At 56.4% G+C, this 19714-nt stretch carries 24 protein-coding genes and 1 pseudogene; 11 read left to right on the forward strand and 14 right to left on the reverse strand.

The annotated features are described in order from the left end of the window. Positions 1–161: 161 nt before the first annotated feature. From RBH20_RS20895 to RBH20_RS20915, 5 genes are all read right to left on the reverse strand, one after another. The gene (locus tag RBH20_RS20895) at positions 162–287 is read right to left on the reverse strand and encodes a hypothetical protein (protein WP_306712321.1); all 126 of its coding nucleotides are present in this window, start codon (positions 285–287) and stop codon (positions 162–164) included. 102 nt (positions 288–389) lie between these two features. Continuing rightward, positions 390–1619: a Cdc6/Cdc18 family protein gene (locus RBH20_RS20900; protein WP_188853866.1), complete on the reverse strand. Its 1230-nt coding sequence runs from the start codon at positions 1617–1619 to the stop codon at positions 390–392. A gap of 688 nt (positions 1620–2307) precedes the next feature. Then, positions 2308–2493 (reverse strand): hypothetical protein, encoded by a 186-nt coding sequence (locus tag RBH20_RS20905; protein WP_306712323.1) that lies wholly within the window; start codon positions 2491–2493, stop codon positions 2308–2310. 5 nt (positions 2494–2498) lie between these two features. Further along, positions 2499–2870 (reverse strand): hypothetical protein, encoded by a 372-nt coding sequence (locus RBH20_RS20910; RefSeq protein WP_306712325.1) that lies wholly within the window; start codon positions 2868–2870, stop codon positions 2499–2501. Then, positions 2863–3636, reverse strand: a complete 774-nt coding sequence (locus RBH20_RS20915; protein WP_373567992.1) for a ParA family protein — start codon at positions 3634–3636, stop codon at positions 2863–2865. The genes RBH20_RS20910 and RBH20_RS20915 overlap by 8 nt, the downstream gene beginning before the upstream one ends. Positions 3637–3742: 106 nt before the next feature. On the opposite strand from RBH20_RS20915, the gene RBH20_RS20920 reads away from it, so the two are divergent. Beyond that, positions 3743–4366, forward strand: coding sequence for a hypothetical protein (locus tag RBH20_RS20920; RefSeq protein ID WP_306712329.1), 624 nt, complete (start codon positions 3743–3745; stop codon positions 4364–4366). Positions 4367–4909: 543 nt separating this feature from the next. On the opposite strand, the gene RBH20_RS20925 is transcribed toward RBH20_RS20920, so the two are convergent. Continuing rightward, entirely contained in the window at positions 4910–5236 is a 327-nt protein-coding gene (locus tag RBH20_RS20925; protein WP_306712332.1) for a helix-turn-helix transcriptional regulator, read from the reverse strand. 122 nt (positions 5237–5358) lie between these two features. On the opposite strand from RBH20_RS20925, the gene RBH20_RS20930 reads away from it, so the two are divergent. The 4 genes from RBH20_RS20930 (at position 5359) to RBH20_RS20945 (ending at position 8272) form a co-directional block, all read left to right on the forward strand. Then, a complete protein-coding gene (locus RBH20_RS20930; RefSeq protein ID WP_306712334.1) occupies positions 5359–5643 on the forward strand; it encodes a hypothetical protein in 285 nt (94 codons plus the stop codon). Between the two features lie 51 nt (positions 5644–5694). Beyond that, positions 5695–6525: a hypothetical protein gene (locus RBH20_RS20935; RefSeq protein ID WP_306712336.1), complete on the forward strand. Its 831-nt coding sequence runs from the start codon at positions 5695–5697 to the stop codon at positions 6523–6525. A 67-nt stretch (positions 6526–6592) separates the two neighbouring features. Then, positions 6593–7180: a hypothetical protein gene (locus tag RBH20_RS20940; protein ID WP_306712338.1), complete on the forward strand. Its 588-nt coding sequence runs from the start codon at positions 6593–6595 to the stop codon at positions 7178–7180. Positions 7181–7246: 66 nt separating this feature from the next. Continuing rightward, on the forward strand, positions 7247–8272 hold the full coding sequence (locus RBH20_RS20945) for a hypothetical protein (protein WP_306712340.1): 1026 nt from the start codon (positions 7247–7249) through the stop codon (positions 8270–8272). A 21-nt stretch (positions 8273–8293) separates the two neighbouring features. Here the strand turns inward: RBH20_RS20945 and RBH20_RS20950 are convergent, their stop codons facing one another. Continuing rightward, on the reverse strand, positions 8294–8554 hold the full coding sequence (locus RBH20_RS20950; RefSeq protein ID WP_306712342.1) for a hypothetical protein: 261 nt from the start codon (positions 8552–8554) through the stop codon (positions 8294–8296). Between the two features lie 83 nt (positions 8555–8637). On the opposite strand from RBH20_RS20950, the gene RBH20_RS20955 reads away from it, so the two are divergent. From RBH20_RS20955 to RBH20_RS20965, 3 genes and pseudogenes are all read left to right on the forward strand, one after another. Next, complete coding sequence (locus RBH20_RS20955) at positions 8638–8883, forward strand: hypothetical protein (protein WP_306712344.1); 246 nt, start codon at positions 8638–8640, stop codon at positions 8881–8883. Positions 8884–9187: 304 nt separating this feature from the next. Next, positions 9188–9367, forward strand: coding sequence for a hypothetical protein (locus RBH20_RS20960; protein ID WP_306712346.1), 180 nt, complete (start codon positions 9188–9190; stop codon positions 9365–9367). Between the two features lie 267 nt (positions 9368–9634). Further along, a pseudogene (locus tag RBH20_RS20965) lies at positions 9635–9826 on the forward strand (hypothetical protein); the annotation flags it as partial. A 483-nt stretch (positions 9827–10309) separates the two neighbouring features. On the opposite strand, the gene RBH20_RS20970 reads toward RBH20_RS20965, so the two are convergent. Then, positions 10310–10750 carry a hypothetical protein gene (locus RBH20_RS20970; protein ID WP_306712348.1) on the reverse strand — a complete coding sequence of 147 codons (441 nt, stop codon included), beginning with the start codon at positions 10748–10750 and terminating at the stop codon, positions 10310–10312. Between the two features lie 248 nt (positions 10751–10998). On the opposite strand from RBH20_RS20970, the gene RBH20_RS20975 reads away from it, so the two are divergent. Together RBH20_RS20975 and RBH20_RS20980 are read left to right on the forward strand one after the other, a co-directional pair. Continuing rightward, positions 10999–12138, forward strand: a complete 1140-nt coding sequence (locus RBH20_RS20975; protein ID WP_306712350.1) for an SOSS complex subunit B family protein — start codon at positions 10999–11001, stop codon at positions 12136–12138. A gap of 252 nt (positions 12139–12390) precedes the next feature. After that, complete coding sequence (locus tag RBH20_RS20980; RefSeq protein ID WP_306712352.1) at positions 12391–12588, forward strand: hypothetical protein; 198 nt, start codon at positions 12391–12393, stop codon at positions 12586–12588. A gap of 446 nt (positions 12589–13034) precedes the next feature. On the opposite strand, the gene RBH20_RS20985 is transcribed toward RBH20_RS20980, so the two are convergent. The 5 genes from RBH20_RS20985 to RBH20_RS21005 all read right to left on the reverse strand — a co-directional run bounded on the left by RBH20_RS20985 (position 13035) and on the right by RBH20_RS21005 (position 18401). After that, a complete protein-coding gene (locus tag RBH20_RS20985; RefSeq protein WP_306712354.1) occupies positions 13035–14351 on the reverse strand; it encodes a hypothetical protein in 1317 nt (438 codons plus the stop codon). Then, complete coding sequence (locus tag RBH20_RS20990) at positions 14339–15649, reverse strand: Piwi domain-containing protein (RefSeq protein ID WP_306712356.1); 1311 nt, start codon at positions 15647–15649, stop codon at positions 14339–14341. The genes RBH20_RS20985 and RBH20_RS20990 overlap by 13 nt, the downstream gene beginning before the upstream one ends. A gap of 3 nt (positions 15650–15652) precedes the next feature. Next, a complete protein-coding gene (locus RBH20_RS20995) occupies positions 15653–16651 on the reverse strand; it encodes a hypothetical protein (RefSeq protein ID WP_306712358.1) in 999 nt (332 codons plus the stop codon). A 76-nt stretch (positions 16652–16727) separates the two neighbouring features. After that, positions 16728–17522 carry a hypothetical protein gene (locus RBH20_RS21000; protein ID WP_306712360.1) on the reverse strand — a complete coding sequence of 265 codons (795 nt, stop codon included), beginning with the start codon at positions 17520–17522 and terminating at the stop codon, positions 16728–16730. Next, positions 17523–18401 (reverse strand): hypothetical protein, encoded by an 879-nt coding sequence (locus RBH20_RS21005; protein WP_306712362.1) that lies wholly within the window; start codon positions 18399–18401, stop codon positions 17523–17525. It abuts the gene before it with no gap. Positions 18402–19115: 714 nt separating this feature from the next. Between RBH20_RS21005 and RBH20_RS21010 the strand changes: the two genes are divergently transcribed. Further along, complete coding sequence (locus RBH20_RS21010; RefSeq protein WP_306712364.1) at positions 19116–19268, forward strand: hypothetical protein; 153 nt, start codon at positions 19116–19118, stop codon at positions 19266–19268. Here RBH20_RS21010 and RBH20_RS21015 read toward each other — a convergent pair. Continuing rightward, entirely contained in the window at positions 19244–19582 is a 339-nt protein-coding gene (locus RBH20_RS21015; protein WP_306712366.1) for a hypothetical protein, read from the reverse strand. The two genes, RBH20_RS21010 and RBH20_RS21015, sit on opposite strands and share 25 nt — an antisense overlap. Positions 19583–19714 lie beyond the last annotated feature (132 nt).

Genomic DNA, 19714 nt, shown 5'->3' on the forward strand with positions numbered 1-19714 from the left:
ACCCCATATATTGGATAAAGGAATCGTATTTGCAACAACTGTTAATCGACCCGTAGCCACTTCAATTTCCCAGCGATACCCATACTCGGTGAGAAAGGCACTGCTAGTATTCGTCAATACACTAACGTCCTTTGCGTGGCAGTGCAACCCCGCTATTCGACTCAATCTTTTAGCGCGAATTTCAGATGTTCGATGTCCTGTGGGAGAATAGCAGCCGGCGCGGGGAGTTCCTCGTGGTCAATGTATGCGAGGGCTGGATGGTCTGGTTCGTCACCGGCCGGGGCCATTTAGTAATTGACCCGTGGAAGCACCTGTACTCAATACTCCGCCTACCACTGATATCGCGGGCTCTGACTTCAAACGGCCCCCGGGTGTTTCCGCATAACAGGTCAGTCGGTATATTCCTGAATCGACCGATTCGCCGTGACAAGCTCGATAGCATCACCGATTCGAGAGTCTTCGGAGAGGATATCGAGCGTCATTCCAAGGTCGGAGGCCAGATCAAAGACGTAGTGGGGGCCGCCACGATTACCAGTCTGTTTTTTTGTCGCGGTGATGACGCCCATCAAATCGAGTTCAAGAAGGTGGTCGCGAACGCTCCGTTGGGTTCGAATGTCTGCGTCGATCTCTGTAGCAATATCCTTATATCGAGCGTACAGTTCGGTTGTCTTCGCTGGCGTCTGTCCCTCTACTTCTAGTGCGACGACAGCTGTCAGTGTGAGTTGGTCCTGTACCGTCATCTCACGAATCCCCTTTTCGATGTTCTTCCTGTCGATGCGGTCTTGAGCCGTCCGCACATGCTGCTCAGTGACCATATTACTCCCAGTGTTCGACGCCAGTTCACCGGCTTTATACAGGTAGCGAAGGGCCTGTCTCGCTGACCCCTTGTCCTGGGCTGCGTGCGCGGCACAGAGTGGAATTACCTCATCCTCTAAGACGCTTTCTTTGAATGCCTGATCGGCACGCCGCTCCAAGATAGACCTCAGTTGATTCGCGTCATACGGAGCGAAGTGTATCTCTTCGTCGAACAGGGTGTCTTTGACTTTCGGGGACAGGTTGTCGCGGAATTTAAAATTATTCGAGATTCCGATGACGCTCAGGTGCATATCGTCGGGGATATTGCCGTTGGACTTGGCACGAGGAATCGAGTACAAGATTTCGTCCGACGTCCCGATATTGTCAATCTCGTCCAGCACAATGATAACTGTTCCACCGATGTCCGTCACAGCATCAAAGAACTCGTCAGTAATCTTACTTATCGGGTGCCCGTTTAGATTGTCGCCAGTGAGGCGCTCAACGAGGTTGATCAGCACATGGTAAGAGGACGAGTCACCAGCGCAATTGTACTGAACCGTCGTAATATTTAATCCCGCCTCGTCGGCAGCTGCGACGAGATCGTCAAGTTTGAATTCGACACCTGCTGTCTTCCCTTGTCCGGTTTTCCCGAAGAGAAACATATTGTGTGGACCGACACCGGTGTTGCGAATTGCAGGTGCGAGCGCATTGTGGATCTGGCCTAATTCTTCATCACGTTCAGGCAGTTCTTCTGGGTCCCAATCATCAGTGAGTGGACGCTCATCCTCAAATATCGGAGAACCGCGTTCAAATGTCCGTGACATACGGTGGTTCTTTCACCCCGAACACATAAGACTAGGTGTTCGGTTGTATCGATTGGTTCGTTTACTACGCCCGTTACGGGTACTTCTGCAAACCCCCGGGTGTTTCCGCGTTCCTCAGCTCAAGGGTGTGAATCAAGAATAGGATACAAGAAGTGGAAAACAACCCACCCGCCCCCGGGTGTTTCCGCATAATCTGATAGATGGTATGTGCTGTGTGGAGGGGTCGTGAACTTCAGGAAGAGGGGGTTATGGACGATATTGTCATTGAAAGTGTTCTCTACCACGGAATTTCTTATTGTGGTGAACTGACGATATTTCCATTCTGAAGTTGTTTTATATTCTTTTCTTTCTAGCTAGTTATTGCCTAGAGTAGTATAGAGGGCAACCGGTCAAACCTCCGCTTATTGCGGTTCTATATCCTTTTTCTCTTCTTTGGAGTCTTCCCCCCTTCCAGTCTTCTCTCGTATTTATATGCAATCTCTCGATATATTCATCTGGCCTGCCTTGCTTATGCAGAGTTTACCCGGAAACACCCGGGGGAGGGGGCCCCGAATCTTAACATCCCTCGTAACTGCTCTTACCGACGCCTGTTTCCGCCGGTGCTTTCGGCTCCGGCATGGGAGGGTCAAAGACATCTGCGGGGTGACGCATCTCAGGCGTTCATTGTTGTGACTCCCTTGTGTGATTCTTATGCGTTTCTCAGGTTGTGACTTGGATTGTTTGTCGCCGCTGTGACCGTCACCTCTTTCGAGGACCGCCCTGACCGGATGTGGAACACACGTTCGGCCCCGGAAGTCGGCCGATAGCGCTCGCCCTGATACTCGTTGATCTGTGCGAGCAGCGTGTTCAAGACTCGGCGTTTGGTCTTATCCATCCTGGCTACTCATCAGCGAGGCCCAGTTCTTTTTCAATTGTCGTATCCCGTAGCGATGACTCAATAACGGCTGGGTAGAACTCGTCGTTTTTCGGAAGGTCCTCGCCGTTTTCACGACGCCACTGGACGTTCAACTCGGAATAGCGCAATTGCAAATCGTCAACAAGCCCGTCAGGCAGGTACATGTTAACGTTCCGTCGCTCGCGAACGCCGCCACCCTCTACCGTCTCATCGCTCTTTTCACTCTCTTCTGTCTCTGCTGTCTTTGACGTCTTTGATGTCTTTGTTATCTTTGAGGAATTTGACTGGGTGTCATTGTCGTCACCGTCCTCGTCATACCGTTGGTCGAAAGGGTCACGGTCGCGTTTGTCAGCCATCAATCTGTTCCTCCAAGTGATACGCGATATCGAGATAGACGCTTTCCATGTCACAGTCCTCCTCGTGTTCAAAAATCGAGACGCCGTTATTCCACGCTCGCTGTAATGCAACTCGCTTTCTTATTTCAAAGACTTCACAGTCCTCTTTGTCGTCAAAGACGTCTTTGAACCAATCCATCATCTCATCAGCCTCACCGTCGACGCCGACCTCGTTGGCTACGAGGCCAACTTCGTGAATGTCACCGAACGCCTGCTCCATGCTTCGCAGCTGCTGGAACAGGAGCTCTATGGCACGGATGGACGTCGACTTCGCTTGCGCCGGGATCAAGACATGACCTGTCGCCACAATCGCGTTGTCGGTCAGAACGCCGAGGTTCGGTGGACAGTCGACGATGATGAAGTCATATTCGTCGTCGGCACTATCAAGAAGCATATTGAGGCGCTCCTCCCGGCGCATCACGTTCGACAGTTCGTCTTCAGCGTTGATCATCCGCACGTGGGATGGGACACAGTCCATCTCTTGGTGTTCGACAATCAGATCCTCAAGATCGTCCATCCGGTCGAGGTCGGGGAGCACCTCAAAAAGCGAGTCTTGCTCTGGATCATCGTACAGGTCCTCGAAGCCTAAGCCCTCCGTCGCATGCCCCTGTGGGTCAAAGTCGATTAGCAGTACCTCACTGCCCAGCTCGTTCAATGCACCGGCCACATTGAGCGCTGTCGTCGTCTTTCCTGCGCCGCCTTTCTGATTACTGACGCTAAGTCTCATAGCCATCTTTGCTCTCTTTGAGGGCAAAACTGTCGGAAACCTCAAAAAGGTGCGTCAGACATAATCTTGAACAATACTTTTGCGAGAAGGTTGTGTATACGTATTCATGCGACAAGAGGGGGTAGTTGAATGGGCTCAGACGCTGCTGACTATCGGATTTATCCGGTATTTGCGACGTGGGGACTATATCGAGAAGAGTGATATATCACTCGGGGATCGGAACGTAGAGGTCTACAAGTTCTGCCAAGGTAACGGGCCACCCGCACAAAAGACGCTGTGGGACACAATAATATGGGATAAGTCTTCACTTGAAAGTATAACAGTGGAAGAGCAGGAACTTGTCTTAGAGCATGAGCTAAGCCATCGTGATCGGAACCCAGTGTACAAGGGGATCTTTATCGGTGCTCTGTTGATGCTCGCACCTGGGCTTTTCATTTTATTGTACAGTCCGCTACACCTACTCAATGGAGCCCCACTAACGGAATTGGTTGACTCAGTCGTTGCAGGGTTCTCAATAGTGGCCGGTTTTGTGCTCATCTGGCGGATAGAAGAGATGTGGGCCGATTACGATGCCATTTGTGCGCTCGGAGAGGACAAGTTCATGACCGCATATCGGCGCTTCAAAACAGGCAGTGATGCTTCAATGGCTCATAAGATTCTAGAGAAAGTTGTCTATACCAAGCCAGAGAACACGCGTCGTTTATATCGAAGACTTCACCAGAGCGATTAAAACCAACTTTAGCCGAGCCAATTGAAGTACGGTACCTGAGCCGTTTTTTGCACCTTACATATGAGACAGTAGAGTTAGAAACACATCCATAGCGGGAGTGCTGATCTAACCAACACAGACTGATTCGGCCCGCCGCTGTTGGTTAGCGTATGGACAACGATGGATACGCCCAATAAGCTTTAGTGACGTTAAACATGAGCGCCATCAAGGCTGAGGAACAGGCCGTTCGCGGTATCTGCGAGGAGGTGATGACTCGTCAACGCCCCGTCATCAGGGCTCGGATAGACTGACGAGCAGTCAGCGTCGAGGCACCCAAGAAGTGAGTCGGCGGAGAAATCGAGTGGGACAAAAAACCCACGAGGTATACGGAGCAAAAGAGATTCTATCTCGAAGAAAACAGTGGCACGAAGGTAATTGCCAAACAAGATATTATAATCTGCAATACCGCGAATGTGAGGCAATTGAGAGGCAGTCTGTTTCACCGTTCTGTCCAGCATGGGGCGTTTCTCCGGAAATTCCCTGTCTATCTCCTTCAAAAATTCACTATGGGGATAGCTCACTAATCGGTGCCAAGTACTCGTCTTCCCACTCTCGATGGGCCTGAAGCTCTCGCACGCCACGCTTCGTCAACTGATATTCGTTCTCTCGTCCGTTCTTAGCCTTCTTTTTGATAAGTCCCTTTGCAACCAAATCATCCAACTGCGGATAGACACGTCCTACTGTGATTTCTTCGGAGTAGTATTCCTGCAGTTCCGCAGTCAGTTCTGTCCCCATCGGACTGTCCATGCCTGCGATAACGACCATCATGTCACGCTTAAAGCTGTTCACGTCGTACATCCTGTCAATACAAATACCACTTTCGACAGTCATAATCTTATCTGTTCGTACTTGGCAGAAACCATCTCAATACTCTTCTCAAGCACTGTATTGCCATTTCACCTTATTCGCAAGGTTCGTTTTATGCACACCCTGTCAAGTGGAGGCTCCAAACGATGTCCAATCCAACAGACGAGGAATTGCTGACCGAACTCGCAACCTACCAGAACCGGAAGCTCCTCCTCTGGCAGCTTGCAGCAGACGGGCGCACATTCTGTGGCATCCGGTTCATCGCCCGGGAGTATGACCTGCAGGCCGCGCCCGTTGACGAACAAGTCCAAGCCTTCGTTGCGGATATGCTCTCGGACGGAGAGATCCGCCCAGAATACGATTCGATGGCTGACTGGGACGCTCTAGAAGCGAAGCACGGCGACACTGCCGACGAGTACCTCTCAACCTAACGCTGCCTCAGAGCGATTTTGTGCGGCCTCACTGGCTGGAGGCTTTCCAGTATGTTGCCGACAGCCGAACCACCGTTCGATCCGATCTTCGTCGAGGAACCGCCACTCAGTCCAAACTACGAACAGACGATCATCGACAACGTCGGCTTGCCATTCTATGCCGACGTTGACCGTCCAGACGAAGCGCCTGCTGACGAGCGTGGGCGAACCATCGACCTCGCGGAACGAATCCTGCGCGCCGGCGGCGTCCGAACCGGTTTCGGCCATCACGAGGAAGTCAGGACCTCGATGGAATCGTGGGCTCCCGATGCCGGTGAAGAGTGCGACGCTGACCCCGGCTACTGGCGGTCATCAGTTCTCTTGATGTCTCCCAAGGAGATGAACTTCGGGCAGCTAAACGGCGAACCCGAGGAGAGGTACAAGAAGGCTAAGACAGTGCTTGCGTGGGCCAGAGAGTGTATCGACAGCGACGTGCTTCAGGAGATCGAGCAGTCTCAAGCCGAGGATATCAAACAAGCGTGGCGGGATGCAGCAGAGGCCGAATTGACCCAGCGTGAGATCGAGCAGTTCGCTGAGGACCCGCCGGACGAACTCGATGGCTGGACGAAACTTGACGCTGACCACGACGCTGTCAAGGTGGCCTACGTCGCTGACAATCACGGAACACCATCGGTTTCGACCGTCTTCGAGAGTGCTGACGGCGAGTTGAAGACGCTTGAGTTCACGCTGGAAGACTGGAAGGAGAACGACGGCAACCCTCGCGAGGCGAGGCCAAATCGGTACTGTGTGACGACCGACGGCGACGGGGCCTACGCCCGTCTTCGGTCCCATCTGCTGACTTTCGAGGTTGAGCAACTGGAACAAGACGCAATCGTCCAGTAGCCCACACTGGATTTTTTGGCCCCGATCAGGTGAGGGGCGTTCCAGTGAGAGCGTTCTTGACCACACCATGGCATCGAAGACCACCAAAGGCGATCAGGACGGAGAACAGCACCCAGAAACCGAATCCACCGAAGCGCAGTTTCCAGAACTCACAGTCCAAGCCGAAGGGACTGCGAACCGACTTCGGTGCGTCGACGAAAGTTCGCAAACCGATTGTCTCGAAACGACCCAAGTCGAGCTAGTTGTCGAGCACGAGATCGGCTCCCTCGACGAGTGGAAAGACCTAATCAATACAAACCATCGCGAACACACACGAACGGTTAACCAGGGGGCTATCATTGACGGGTTACTCAACAGAGTTGAGGGACACTACCGCCGGCAGTCGTCGTCAACGGTTAAAGCCCCTGACTGGGACCTCACAGTGACTGGTTCGTCAACCGCCTGGAGACGCCTCTTCATGGAGTTTTACCAGCTCCGTGGTGAAGGCTACGACCGTGCCGCGAAAACTGTGATTCGTCTCCGACAGTTGGTCAACGCGGACCTTGCAGGCACAAACGCGGCCTTGGCCGCGCTGGAACTGGTCAACCAGTACGACATCGACGGGGCGACAGACTCGCTTGTATCGGAAGTAGCCGAAAGCACGAGCGCTGAATAGCAGGCTCTCTCCTCGTCTCGGTCTCGACTAGTTTTGTGCTCCCCTCGGGGCTGGAGTTTAAATACGATGACGAACGCAACCATGCGTGTGACTGACCCAAATCCTGAATACGACCCTGCTGATATCCTCGGTGCAGCGAGTTCCGACCCTGAAACGAGAGGGAACGGGCGGGAACGTATGCTTAAATCCACCAGGTATCCCGACCGTACAGAGGATGATACCCGTATCTGTCGGACCTGTGGGAAGGATATCCCCCAGAATAAACGCCAGTGCCCATTCTGCACTCAAACCGGTATCTCAGAGACTTCGTCCGACGATCAAGATAACAGCCCACTCGGAGAGTGGACATTCGGCCGAGTCGTGCTCGCGCTCGTCGAGGCGAACACTACCTTCCACGCACGAGCCCTCGGCGCTGCGGCCTTCTCCGTGTCCGATAGTCTCGCAAGCGGCGAGGACACCTCTCACGGAACGGTGAAGTGCCGTGCAGCGTTCGGGACCGAGCCAGCCACCAATCTCACGAAGGGATGGCCCGAGCTTCCGACCGAAACCACAGTCGACGAGGAACGCGGACAGACGCTCTTGGAGACGGCCGACGAGCAGACCGATTGGGATGAGTCAGACGTCCAGCCACGAATCTATCTTGAGGACGGGTCGCCGGTCACCGACCGCTCGGAGTTCCAGCGCCTCAAAGACGAGTTCCAGCAAGACGACAGCACGTACTGGCTTGTTCCCGGCATCGTGCAGCGTCATCAGGCGAGATCCGAGCTGGGGACACTCGGCGTTGAGTTCCACTGTCGGCAGTGTGGCGCCATAACGGGTCACGAGTCACATGGGCTCGACGGGTTCGAGTGCCACTCACATCTTGACCGCATGATCTGGACCTGCAGAGAGTGCGGGCAGCACCGCCACGAGCCCGAGCAGGAGGACGACACAGAGGAGGACACAGAAGAAGCCACGAGCTATGAACATCTTCCCGACGGTGTCTCACCGGAAGACATCCACGGCGACGAGCCTGACTTCCAGGAGCAGGAGTTTCAGGACCAGATCGAAGCCTATCGCAAGCAGCACGGTTCCTTCCCGTGGGAGCGGTAATCCCCACTGTTGAGTGCGTGGTCAGTCTGATAATAAGTGGGCCAAAACGACACTTGTCCCATCCTCAGTCCGGGGTACTGTATTTTCCAGTAGATGCTCATCGCTTTCGTCGACATCAAGGACACCGGTTTCGACGATACGGGGACCGTCTTCCCGCTCACCGGTGAGGGTCAGGCACAGCTGGCCGTCAACTTTGCCGCCAGCGACCGAGATCGAGTCGACTGCGTCGGGAAACGAAACGGTTGTCCAGCCATCGGGTTTCCGGACCCGGAACTCGGTCATTACCGCTTCTTCTGTCGGCGAAAGACATCAGCGCTCTGGCTGCCTGCAAGCGATTTTGTGTCTCCTTGTAGCCGGAGGAGATCATGAGTACGACAGAGCCTTCCTTCGAGAAGTATGAGTTCGGCCGCGGTGACCGTGTCCGAGTTGACTGGACAGACGGCAACAGCCCACTCGATGAGGTCATTGGAACCGTATCTGGTATCTCGCGCTCCGGCGGCAACGTGATCGTTGCTGTCGAGGTTGACGATGACCAGTATCCCGAGAACTCGATCTACGGTGGCACCCTCGACGCTGCTCCCGAATGGGTCGAGCCGCTAGAGCAATCTTAGTCTGACGGGGAGACTCGCCCCTCGTTTTGTGTGCCCCTGTGGGGTGAGGGGTTTTCCGAACATGAGACCCGAACACCAGTCCGTCGGCGAACAGTCAGCCAGTGATACCGAGACCAATGAGCAACCAGACATTCATGCCCAACATCGGCAGGCACAGGCCAGTGGCGAGGTTTTCCAAGGCCAGCTTCACAGTGGCAAATAGATGTCCCGTTTCGACTGACAGCAGCACACTCAGTGGCCGCATATATCCAGACGATTTCACAGTGATCGGCCTAGAAAAATACCCACCTCCGACAGTTGAGAAATGGTTAATCAAGTGGATAAGAAAGTCGAGCGTGTGACGGTTGACGAGGAGGTCCGCCAGTTGTACGAGCGATACCAAGCGGCCGAAAGCGACACCGAACGCCACGAGATTGCGCTTGAGATGGCGATACTTGACGGACGCCGCCACGCAAACATCTACGCAGCGCTCAAAAACGAGTGAGAAGTACCATGTTCTACGCTTGCTTGTACAGCGTTGTTCAGGACTAGGGGCTGCTTGGTCGCCTCTTGTGAACGCCTTTGTCCTCCTTCAGCCTGGCTGCGGGGACTCTTACCCTGTCTTGTGTGCCTCTGGTGGTGTGGTAGGTGTTCTGGCGGTTCGCCCGTTCAGCGAATGCTGATTAATACAAAATACACGCGTGGCTAGTCGATTTCTTCCGAAATTGCCCCCGGTGATGGCACACCGAGGCGCGTGGTTCCACCAGAACCGATAGTAACTACGCAATCCAATCCACAAGAACGTACCGCACGCGAACTACTCACCCAAGGCCGACCACTGTTTCTCGTCGTCAACGGTGAGGGAGCTGCCCGCTACTGGGACAGCCATGAATTCGCCGTGGTCGTTGTGGAGGCTAACGATGATGCTGGGAGGGCTGTGTTAGCCGAGACGCCCTTCAGAACGTGTCCGTGCGCACATTGAGGTCGCCCGCGGTTGAAGGCGAAAGGGACACGACTGCACTGAAGATGGCAGTCGGTCCCTCTCAGCGTGGGGCAGACGGCCAGGCGAAGCAGAAGTATGCCTGATGGATAACAACGTGGGGCTGGCAGGCCGGCTGAGAACGCGAGAGACGAGCGTGTGTCGGCGTGGGACTGACGGCCGGGCAGGAACGGAAGGCTGGCTGGTATGCTCTCTGGCCGCCGGGCAGCCGCCGCTGGGCGGCACTCTCGCTCTTTCCCGTGCCGGGACGGGAACAGAGGCTGGACGAGACGGGTGCAGAGTGGAAGGGTCGCGTGTCTGGCAGGAGATGGGTTCTGGCATTGCTATGCCTGGAGTCGAGTAGTGTGGCACTCGTGACGGTCTGGAGGGAGGCAACAGTACAGACAGTAGTAATCACGGCACTGCTAGCGCCGGAACTCGTGGCACTACCTTCGGAGGCACTACTGACTATCGCAGAAATGCTGGGACTTGCTGTACTGGAACCACTGCAAACAGTGTCGCGACGACGAGTTCGGTGTCGGACCAGCACACCTCGAAAGCCCCACGCCGCTGGCGGTCGCTCAGCGACATATCCTCACTCCGTTCGGATAGGGGTCGCTGAACCGACTCCAGCAAGCGCCAGCGGCGTGCCCCTTTCAGTCCCACCCGACTACTGCGGCACAGCACAACAGTAGTCGACGCACGCGTCAGAGTCGCGCGCGGTCTGGATGAGGAACCCTCGCGGCCGGCGCTCCCTCGCCGGAACGAGGACGGGCACTCCGTGCCCTGTGTTCCGGGCTGCTCACTGCGTTGCGCTGCCGGGCTTTCACCCATCCGGCACTCGCTTGGCCGCGCGGGATGCTGGCTCACCGCAACCGCACACGATGGGACCGCCTGCCGGGGTGTCAAACCCACACCTCCCTTATATACTAATTTTCCCCAAAGACGAAAACACAATACACCGCTTAGACACCATTCAGACACCCGAATATTGCACTTGAAACAATCTATTTTGTCCGTTAGCTTTAAGTGATATGCACCCGTGCCATTAAGTACGGAAAGGCACGACGCACGCGGCGCTCACGAAGCAGTTTCACGCCGCAGAAATCGGGTGTTGTCGCACCCGACAAATGTCTTTCCGTGGTGCCAGAAAGACAATGTACGCTACCAATTCCAGCGGTAAGAAAGCATCGCCCAGCAACCAGACGGTTACCCTTTCGGCCCACGTTGAGGGCGGTCCCGAGCAACTTCTAGAGCAGGTCGCAGCAACCGAGAACGGCGACGAACTCGATTTCCGGATGAACAAAGGGAGCGATAGCCGTGGCAACTACTACGCCCGTCAGGAGGAGGCATACGACTGGACCCGTTCGACCGAGGTGGGGCCGGACCGATACTTTGGCGAAACTCTGGAACAGCAAGAGGAGCGCCACGGACGCGAGGCCGAGCAAGCCCGACATTCCGAGGTCGCACGCGCTCACGTCGACGGTCCCGACCGCGAAGCCTCGGCTCGCCAGCTCACCGACGCCGAGGCGGAACGTGCCGACGGTTTCCGCTCGCCGGCTGACCCACGGCAGTGGATGGACCGCGACACGCTGGCCCGAGTCAACCAGCAGGCCGCGACGCTCGCAGACAAGACCAATATGTCACGGGCGGCGGCGAGCCGCCGGCTCGCGGCCCTTGTGTCCGGGCAGATGGGCGACTGTGATAACCTGTATGACGCCTCGTTTACCCTGTTCAGAGACGCCCGCGAGGAACTACAATCGCCCACGCCTATCGCGGATGTCTCGCCCTACGGCTACGAGTGTACCGTCGAGGGTGAAGTCACCCACATCATTGAGGAGCCAGACGCTCGGAACCAGTACCAAGTGCTGTACCTCGAAGACGACGAGGGTACGAGCGCGAAGGTCACGGTCTGGGGCAAGTCCATGCACGGCGGCGAGATGGTCCGCACGCTCCACGAAGGCGACCGGGTGCGAATCTCCGGGGGCAAGCCCGACGAGTACAACGGTATCAAGACCGTGGCGGTCACGAGTGACACGCTCATGTGCATCATCGAGCGCGGCGACGGTCCCGCGCCCACCGGACACGCTGGCTGTGCTTTTGGCACCTCCGGCGAAAGCCGAACGGTGGCGTCGTGGGAAGCAGAGTCAGACACCCATCAATGGGCCAACGAGCGGGATACTAACCGCGCGGTCACCGTGACGCTCGGGAAGGCCCGCTGTCCCGAGTGTTCGGACCTCTTCGACACTGAGCATGGGGCCGCCACCCATCAGGGTCTCGTCCACTCCGCAGACTGACGCCCGATAGCGGGGGCGTCCCCCATCGAGCGGGGGCTTCCTCGGGCGGTGCGACGGTACTCGCGCACGCGGCCTCGCCGCCGCCTCCGGCGACCCGGGCGGCGGCGAGACAACCGCGCGCACGGACTGGAGCACCAACGGCAACGGCGCGTCGACATGGGTCAGTCTGAGAGAGGCTGTGAGAACACTCGTGTCCTGGTGTGTGCGTGGACGTGGGCCAGCCGGCCCGGGAGACACTGGACTGGGTGGCTGGTGGACGCGACAGCGCGCGACGCCACCGACAGACTCGCGCTGCTCGTCTGTCGAGCCCTCGTTCGCTACCGCTCACGAGGACGACGGGACGCTCCGCTCGGCGCTATCGCGCGCCTCGCGGCGGTCCATCGTGCCTGCAGTAGCGGGCGCGATCCCGGCCTGCCGCCGGGATGCGGACGGGAACCGCTCTTTCGCTAGTCTGTTGCCAGCGTGCGGCCCAACTGGAGTTCAAGTACGTGAAATGGCATCGAGAAAAAGCGTCTCGTAGAACAGTTCTCATGGTCTATCTTCTTCCAATAGAAATTCTTTCGATTAGTGGTTAGTATTATCCACGCAAGATTTACTTAGACTTTGTCGAGTGGTTTGAATTCGCATGGCCAGTGAGAACTATTCTCGTCATCTGCTTTTTTGTTGGTCTTTTCGACGATGCCAGTGGTCAAGATTTTCCTAAGCCATCTGCCGTCGCCTTTCTCCACCTCGTTCGTTGCCGGTCGCCGCGCTAGAATTAGTCTCCAGAACCGACATACTGCGTAGTATCAAACACGACTACGGCGGCACCATCGTGACAGTTCATGCTGAGACCACGGTCCAGTGAGGTGCCAATCTGAGGGTTTAGAATATGGAATCGGCAGAAACTGACATTGTCAGAACGCCATAAAGAATGCTTGGATGTCGGCCCAGAGGTAGCCGACCACACCAGCCCCGACCAATCCGAACAGGAGTCGGAGAATCCATGCCGGCCAGTTCCGGTCCTCGACCATGTTGACCACGTCCCGGACCATCGGCACCGAATCGGTCAGACCGAAGTCCCTGCTGATATCCTCCAGCCGCCATTCCATGTGCATCAGCAGGAACACTGTAATGCCCTGCACGAAGTGTGACGCATCCATGAACGACGCTGATGGTGGGTAGGCAATCACGACATCGACTAAGATGAACCCGATCAACATCGCGGCCCCAACCTCGATGATGTTCTTCCGACGCCGGTTTTCCCGAATCGTCTGGTCTTTCCCCTCAGCTACCTCGTCCTCGTGCTCCTCCAGTTGCTCAGCCGAGAACACACGGATGCTGTTGTCCAATCGGCCGAGCAGTTGGTCAAGCAACGCGAGTTGCTGTACGTCCGGAGTGAACTCATAGTCGATCTCATCCGCCAGATACAGCTCGAACGGCAATTCGTCGTACAGCCGCTGCCACAGGTGTTGGCGTATCTCGTTCACGACCTCCTGTGCGAACTTCTCCTCGCTCAACGCGTCCCGCATCGCGTCCTGTTGTTCTTGGAAGAACCAGGCGAGCGGGATCATCTCGTACTCGTTCAGGTCCTCCTCGTCCACGCGCCGCATCTTCTGCAGCACGTGGCGACACTCTTCGGCGTCGTATTCAGCGACCTCCAGGGCGACAGTCTCGACGAATGCCATCCGGTCGTACTCCGTCCACGTCGCCTCTCGATGGCCTTCCACTTCGTCAGCGAGGAAATCGCGGTACTCGTCCAGCGCATCGTACGCCTTGATGCCGACCAAGGCGCAGTACAGGTAGACGTAGGAATTGAAGAACTGGAACCGCGCCGCGTCCGGCCCGCCGCTCTCCTCGCGTCGAGCGATATCTTCATCGATCTGGGCGAAGAACTGGTCCTGGATATCGTCGTAGATCGGACGGCCACGGTCGTACTGTTGGAAGAACTCAGCCATCAAACCAAGGGCTGCGACCTGGTACTCGTGCGATATCTGGGCGTCATCGAACCAGGTTTCAAGTTCATCGACGATCTCGGCTATATCATCCGTGTGGCCATCGTGGGTCTGTAACGCGAGGCCGACCCAAGCCGTGCTAAGCGGGTCGCCATACCAGCCGGGCCGTTCCTCTTCCCGGCCGAGAAGCTGGTGGGTCGTCCGATGGATGATGAGCTTCAGGTCGGGCTGGGACTGCTCTCCCTGCGACTGCTCGCCGGCCGTGGTTAGAGGAACCATGGGATATCCCTGAGGCGTGGGCTCACCATCCGGCCTATGTTAATTTTTGACATACCGTCATCATTAACCTTCTGGGCATTCTCGATGATATCTGCGATATCCTCGGCGTACTTGATTGTGATCGGCATATTTGATCCGAACTGGTCCTTCCAGTACACCGAGCACAGGTCATAGATGCCCTGCGCGACCTCCTCAATCTCCAGGCTGCCCTCGACTTCCAGCTCGATCGGGACTGGCGATCCCGGGCGGAAGTTGCGGCGGCCGCCCGTCATGACGAATCCCTTGTTCCCGCCGGTTCGGATCCACAGCCCACGTTGCGACAGACCGGTTTTGTGCCGGTCGTCGTAGATCCGGAAATCGTGGCTGTCGTTAAGATGCGCCAGCGTGACGTCGAGGCTATCGAACTCGTCCTCTAACCGTTCCTGTGCGTCACGCTCCGCCGGGCCGATCCGCTTGTAGCTGTGGACCACGATATGCCCCGGTGCGTTCTCTTGCTGGGCATACGTCTCGGCGGCCTCCACAATTCTCTCTGTCAATTGGTCGTTAAACGAGTCGTAAGACCTGGTCGCCTGCGTCGAGTCGAACCAGAGGAAAGCGCCGTTGCTCTGGTAGGCGGCAGCGAACCCGAGTGTCCGTGTCGTCCCGCCGACCCGGCCGGCGCGGTACTCGCTTTTCCCGACGCCGATCACCAAGTCGACCGGTGACTGGGGCCGATGGATGACCCACGGCGTCCCACCGAGCTTCGCGTAGATCTGGCTGACAACATTGACAATCAGGTACTTCAGCGGGACGTGGTGCGGTGAATGCCGCCGAAGCTTGTCAACAAGTACCATCTGGGTAGGAATACCGGCCTGCGTGAGAAGCGCCTTCACCGCCCAGTACGGCGACCGGTATCCGCGGCTGCGCATCTCGTTCGACATGAACACGATCGCCAGATCGTCATCGGCGGCTTGGATATCGTCGACGGCGTCCACGTAGGTATCGAGGTCAGTGTCGTCCAGTTCGATGGTGTTCGCGACGGAGACGCTGTCCATTCGGAAGAACGACCGGAAGCCGTTCGGGTAGTAGCTCGAGTGGCCGTTGATCAGCGCATCCTGGAACCCTTCGGCGTCCGACCGCCAGCTTGCCGGGTACACGATGGTGAACGTGGCGTCGGTGAAATCGCGAGACGTGGAGGAGTCGAACGGACCGTTCCTGCCCAGCCCTTTACCGACGTTACTGTTCGTGATGCTGGGGTTGGTGTAGTCGAATCTGTGGGTCGGTGAATCGAGTTGCTCGGCGTGGAACTGAGTGGGCATGGGTCAGGTGAACACCTCCATGGGCTGGTCGGCGATAGTAAGCGTCTGCCCGGTCAGCAGTTCGACGTCCCGGTCGATCTGGTCCATCAGATCGTTCAGCTGGCCGAGTTCGTACTTCGCCTCCCGCTCCGAGGCCTTCTCCTCGCTCAACCGGTCCGGGATACCAAGACGGCCCCGACCGATGTCTTCGATGATGCCGGAGTGGCGGCTGCCGTACTTGTCCGTCGCCCACTGACGGATGTTCGCGTAGCTGGCTTCCATCGCGACTCGTTGGACCGGCGGGTTGGCGTCGATACCGTCGACAGCCGGTGACAGCGACACGTACCGGCCGGACCCGTCTGCAGCATACTGGCACGCCTCGCCGCTACCAGTGAATCCGTCGAACTCCCCGATCAGCCCGTCATGGCCGTGGAACGTGCAGTCCCCGTGTGTACAGTCAGCAGGGCAGTCCATCTTAAGCCAGAACTCTCGATTGTTGACGCCGTCCAGCACGCCTTCAAGCGGTTCCGTGAAGATGTTCGTGGTCGTGTACGCGAAATTGACGCCGACGAACGGCCCCTGGTCCGGGAAATTCCAGAACCGTGACCGGACCTTCAGTCCTTGACGGATCTCTAGGCCGTCCACCGGTTCGGCCACGGGATCGGTCAGGTAAACCTCGTTCACCCGGTGGGTCTGGGCCTCAGTCTGGTCGACCTGCAATGGGGTGAAGTCGTGGTTCTCGATAAGATGGCGGATTACGCTGTACTGCACCAAGTTCGAGTAGATCCAGAGATAGTCTTGCCACGGAACGCTGTTCTGCTCGTACTCGGTCTCATCCTCGAGCACCTGCCGCCCCTCGTCGTTGGTCGGGACGGCGATCATGGGCGAGGCCTCGGTGTCGGTCGTAACGGAGTCGTACCGCTCGTCGATGATCTGAGGAATATCGCGGTTGTTAGAGGGATATCGCCAGATCCGGAGGTCGTCGCCCGGAAGCTGGCACTCGTACACGTTCAGATGGACCATTCATCCTTGTATACTGATAGACACGGCTTATATCTTGCCGGTTCGACGCCCGGTAGCACACCGCTTGGGCCGGCCGCTATGCGAACTCGTCTTTCAGGTAGAGGACGCGGAGATCGGTGACGTTGCTTATGACCTCGCGGCTGTTGTAGATCCCGACTTTCCCCGATACCGGGGTACCGTCCTCGTACCGCACGACATCCCCGTCCTCGTCGCGAAGTGCATCGCCTTTGTCGCCGGTGACCATCCGCGTTAGCAGGCCTTCGTCGCACATATATGAGGCGTCACATACGACCTCGATGTCCATATCGTCGGACAGAGTACGTTCCAATGTAGAAACGCGCGAGTCCGGGATATCGCCGCGTTCCGGACCGAGGTTCACTCGCTTCCGGAGTTCGTCCTTTCGCTCCCATGCGTAGTCCTGCAGGCCCTCGACCAGCAGTTTCTGGATCTTCCGCACGTTCTCGACAGTCACCTCAAGGTCCAGTTGGTCCAGTTTCTCCTCGAAGTACCTGCGGATATCCGGTTTCGAGGACGGCTTGATATGGTACGACTCAACGAACAGCTCCACGGCAGTCTCCATGTCCAGATCGTCGCAGTTGAAGATCGCGTCCTCGAACAAGAACCGGCTGTCACGGAGTTCCGCCATCTTTGATTTGAAGTTCCCCTTGTCCTCGTTCCAGGAAAGTTCGGAGCGGTCCCACTCGTATTCGATCTCGTCATCGGTCACCGGTCTGTTGCAGTACTCGAAGAAAACAGTGTCCCCGATGTAGAGCTCATTGTCCGAATCGAGCAGGCGGTTAGCGTCGCTGTGCCACCAATCCTGGAAGAAGGTGTATCCGGTCAGGCAGTTCGTGTCCAGATAGTACCGCATCTATTGGCTGGGAGCGAATCCGACAAGTGCCTCGGCAACAGCGTCCTGTGCATCACGTACGACCTCATTCCGTTCGAGCTGCGCTCCGAACTTGGTCTGCTCACGCTCTTTATTTTCAAGTCGAGCCCGCATCTGCTTCTGGTAGCTGTCCACGTCATCCGAGATGGCATCCCTGACCTCTTCGACGGTGAGATCGCTGTGTTCCTGCTGACCGACCTCGATCATGAATACCGCCCAGAACGCGTCACAGAGGCTAAGCATCTCGTTGACGCTGTAGAACTGGTCGGTCTGGTCAAGCTCGGTGCTCATCACTGTGTACCAGAGATGAAGATCGGATTCCAAGTTCGGAAACTCGTCCGTGGGGAAGGTCTTGACTACGTGGGAGAGGGTGCGCCGGATGTCGTCCTTATTATAGCCGTCGTCAAGGAGATCCGGGTGGTTGTCCGCGGCGGTGCGGAGCTGCTTATCAAGCTGCCGAAACTCGCGCTGGACATCATACGGGGCGTCCTCGTACATCAGGTCGGTCAGCGGTTCTAACCCGCCAATCTGATAGTACCGGAGCAGCACTTCCTGCACCACGTCTCGGACCTGGTCGATTTCGTTATCCGATGCGTCGATGGAATCTGGTTCGACAGGGCAGACGACCTGCGAACCGCCGTCTTTGGATTTTTCGACGGTCACAGAAGAGTCGGAGATGGGTGTCACCGTACCGTACCGGTACCAATAGTATGGAATGTCAGCTTTGATACCTTCTTCTTCCAGTTCCTGCTTGGTGAAGTACAGCAGCTTGTGAAACTCCTTCTCCCGAAGTGGGCTGTCGTATTTCCTCTCATCAAGGAGGAGCGCGGTTACGTCGTCCACCCCGAACTCGGGAGTCATATGTGTGACTTCTACTGCCTTCTCACTTAAATGTAGGTAGGACGTTATTCCGAGTGAGGAATCCAAACCACCATTTTGAGGCATATAAGAGGATGTTTACACGCTGAGGGGTCATTCACCACCCTCCGAAAGTTCGGAGTCGATGAACCGGATTCACCAGAGGTGTTCCGGGCTGACGCTCTTCACTTTATTTATATTTATTCTAGTAATATGGCGTGACATTAAGCGTTCTTCCTCCACCTCTTTCGTTTCAAATAATCTGCTGAATACAGCCTCTGAGGGCGCAGTAAAAAGGTTCTTTCCGGGTTGAGATAAGGGAGCCAAGCGCTCTACCGCCGAATATTACGGGGCAGATTTCCATCTGACCCCCTTCTTACCGTGCCCTCATCCTCTATATCTTGTACTGGCTTTCATAACCATCTCTATCTCATCCCTTCACCAGTCAGGATGCGCCAAAGTAAATCGGCTGTGCATGTTTCTATGATACCCTCTCAGAAAGTACGCGACAAGCTTGGACCCGACCGTGTGGTTGTGGTCGGAATCGGCGACGAGCGTGGGCGTGCCGACCTGATCTAACCAACATTGGTCGGTATGGCCCGTGCCTGTTGGTTAGTTGTTTTCTGGGCTCGGAATCCGGACGATACTCACCCCTGATTTTGTGTGGCCGCAGGCAGGTGGCGGCCAACTCAGGGCCACCGGGAGGTGATATCTTAGATGGGAGAAATCCAGTGTCCCCGGTGCGAGAAGGTATTCAATACCTTCCTTGACGAGGTACGAATGCGCTCGGGGTCGTTCTACGATAGCGAGCGTGCAGAATCGTTCAACCAACTGTGCGAGGAGTGCTACCGGGTCGTGATGGACAAATAGGGCTGGTCACCCCTCTCATTTTTTTGTGGAACTGGATCGTTGATCTCGTCAAGCTTCGCTTCTAAGAGGAGTGATTCATCATCGGTTTCCGTGTCTTTCTCCAGCAGGTATCCTTTGACGACCTCGCGGTCGCTGTGGTACTGGATTACTGATCGGTGGCCGTACCGGGTCGTGACCCCAGCTGGGTACCAGTGCTTGGCACGCACTTTGAACGTCCCGTCTTCCCAGGTCCAGATCTTGACCGAGATGGGTTGCTTGAGATGTTCGCGGGCAATGTCGATCACTTCGTCGACGACTGGCCCAATCGTTTCCATACTTGGAATCTGACGCTGGTTAGATGGCTGTTGCTCTGGGGAAAGTTGTGGCTGTGACATGAGAACGGTGCGATCTACACTTGTCTGTCATCGCTCAAAAAGCTCCGGGTGGGTAGGGACCCGGCTGGCACC

It is taken from the genome of Haloarcula sp. H-GB4 (genome assembly GCF_030848575.1).
GTDB lineage: Archaea > Halobacteriota > Halobacteria > Halobacteriales > Haloarculaceae > Haloarcula.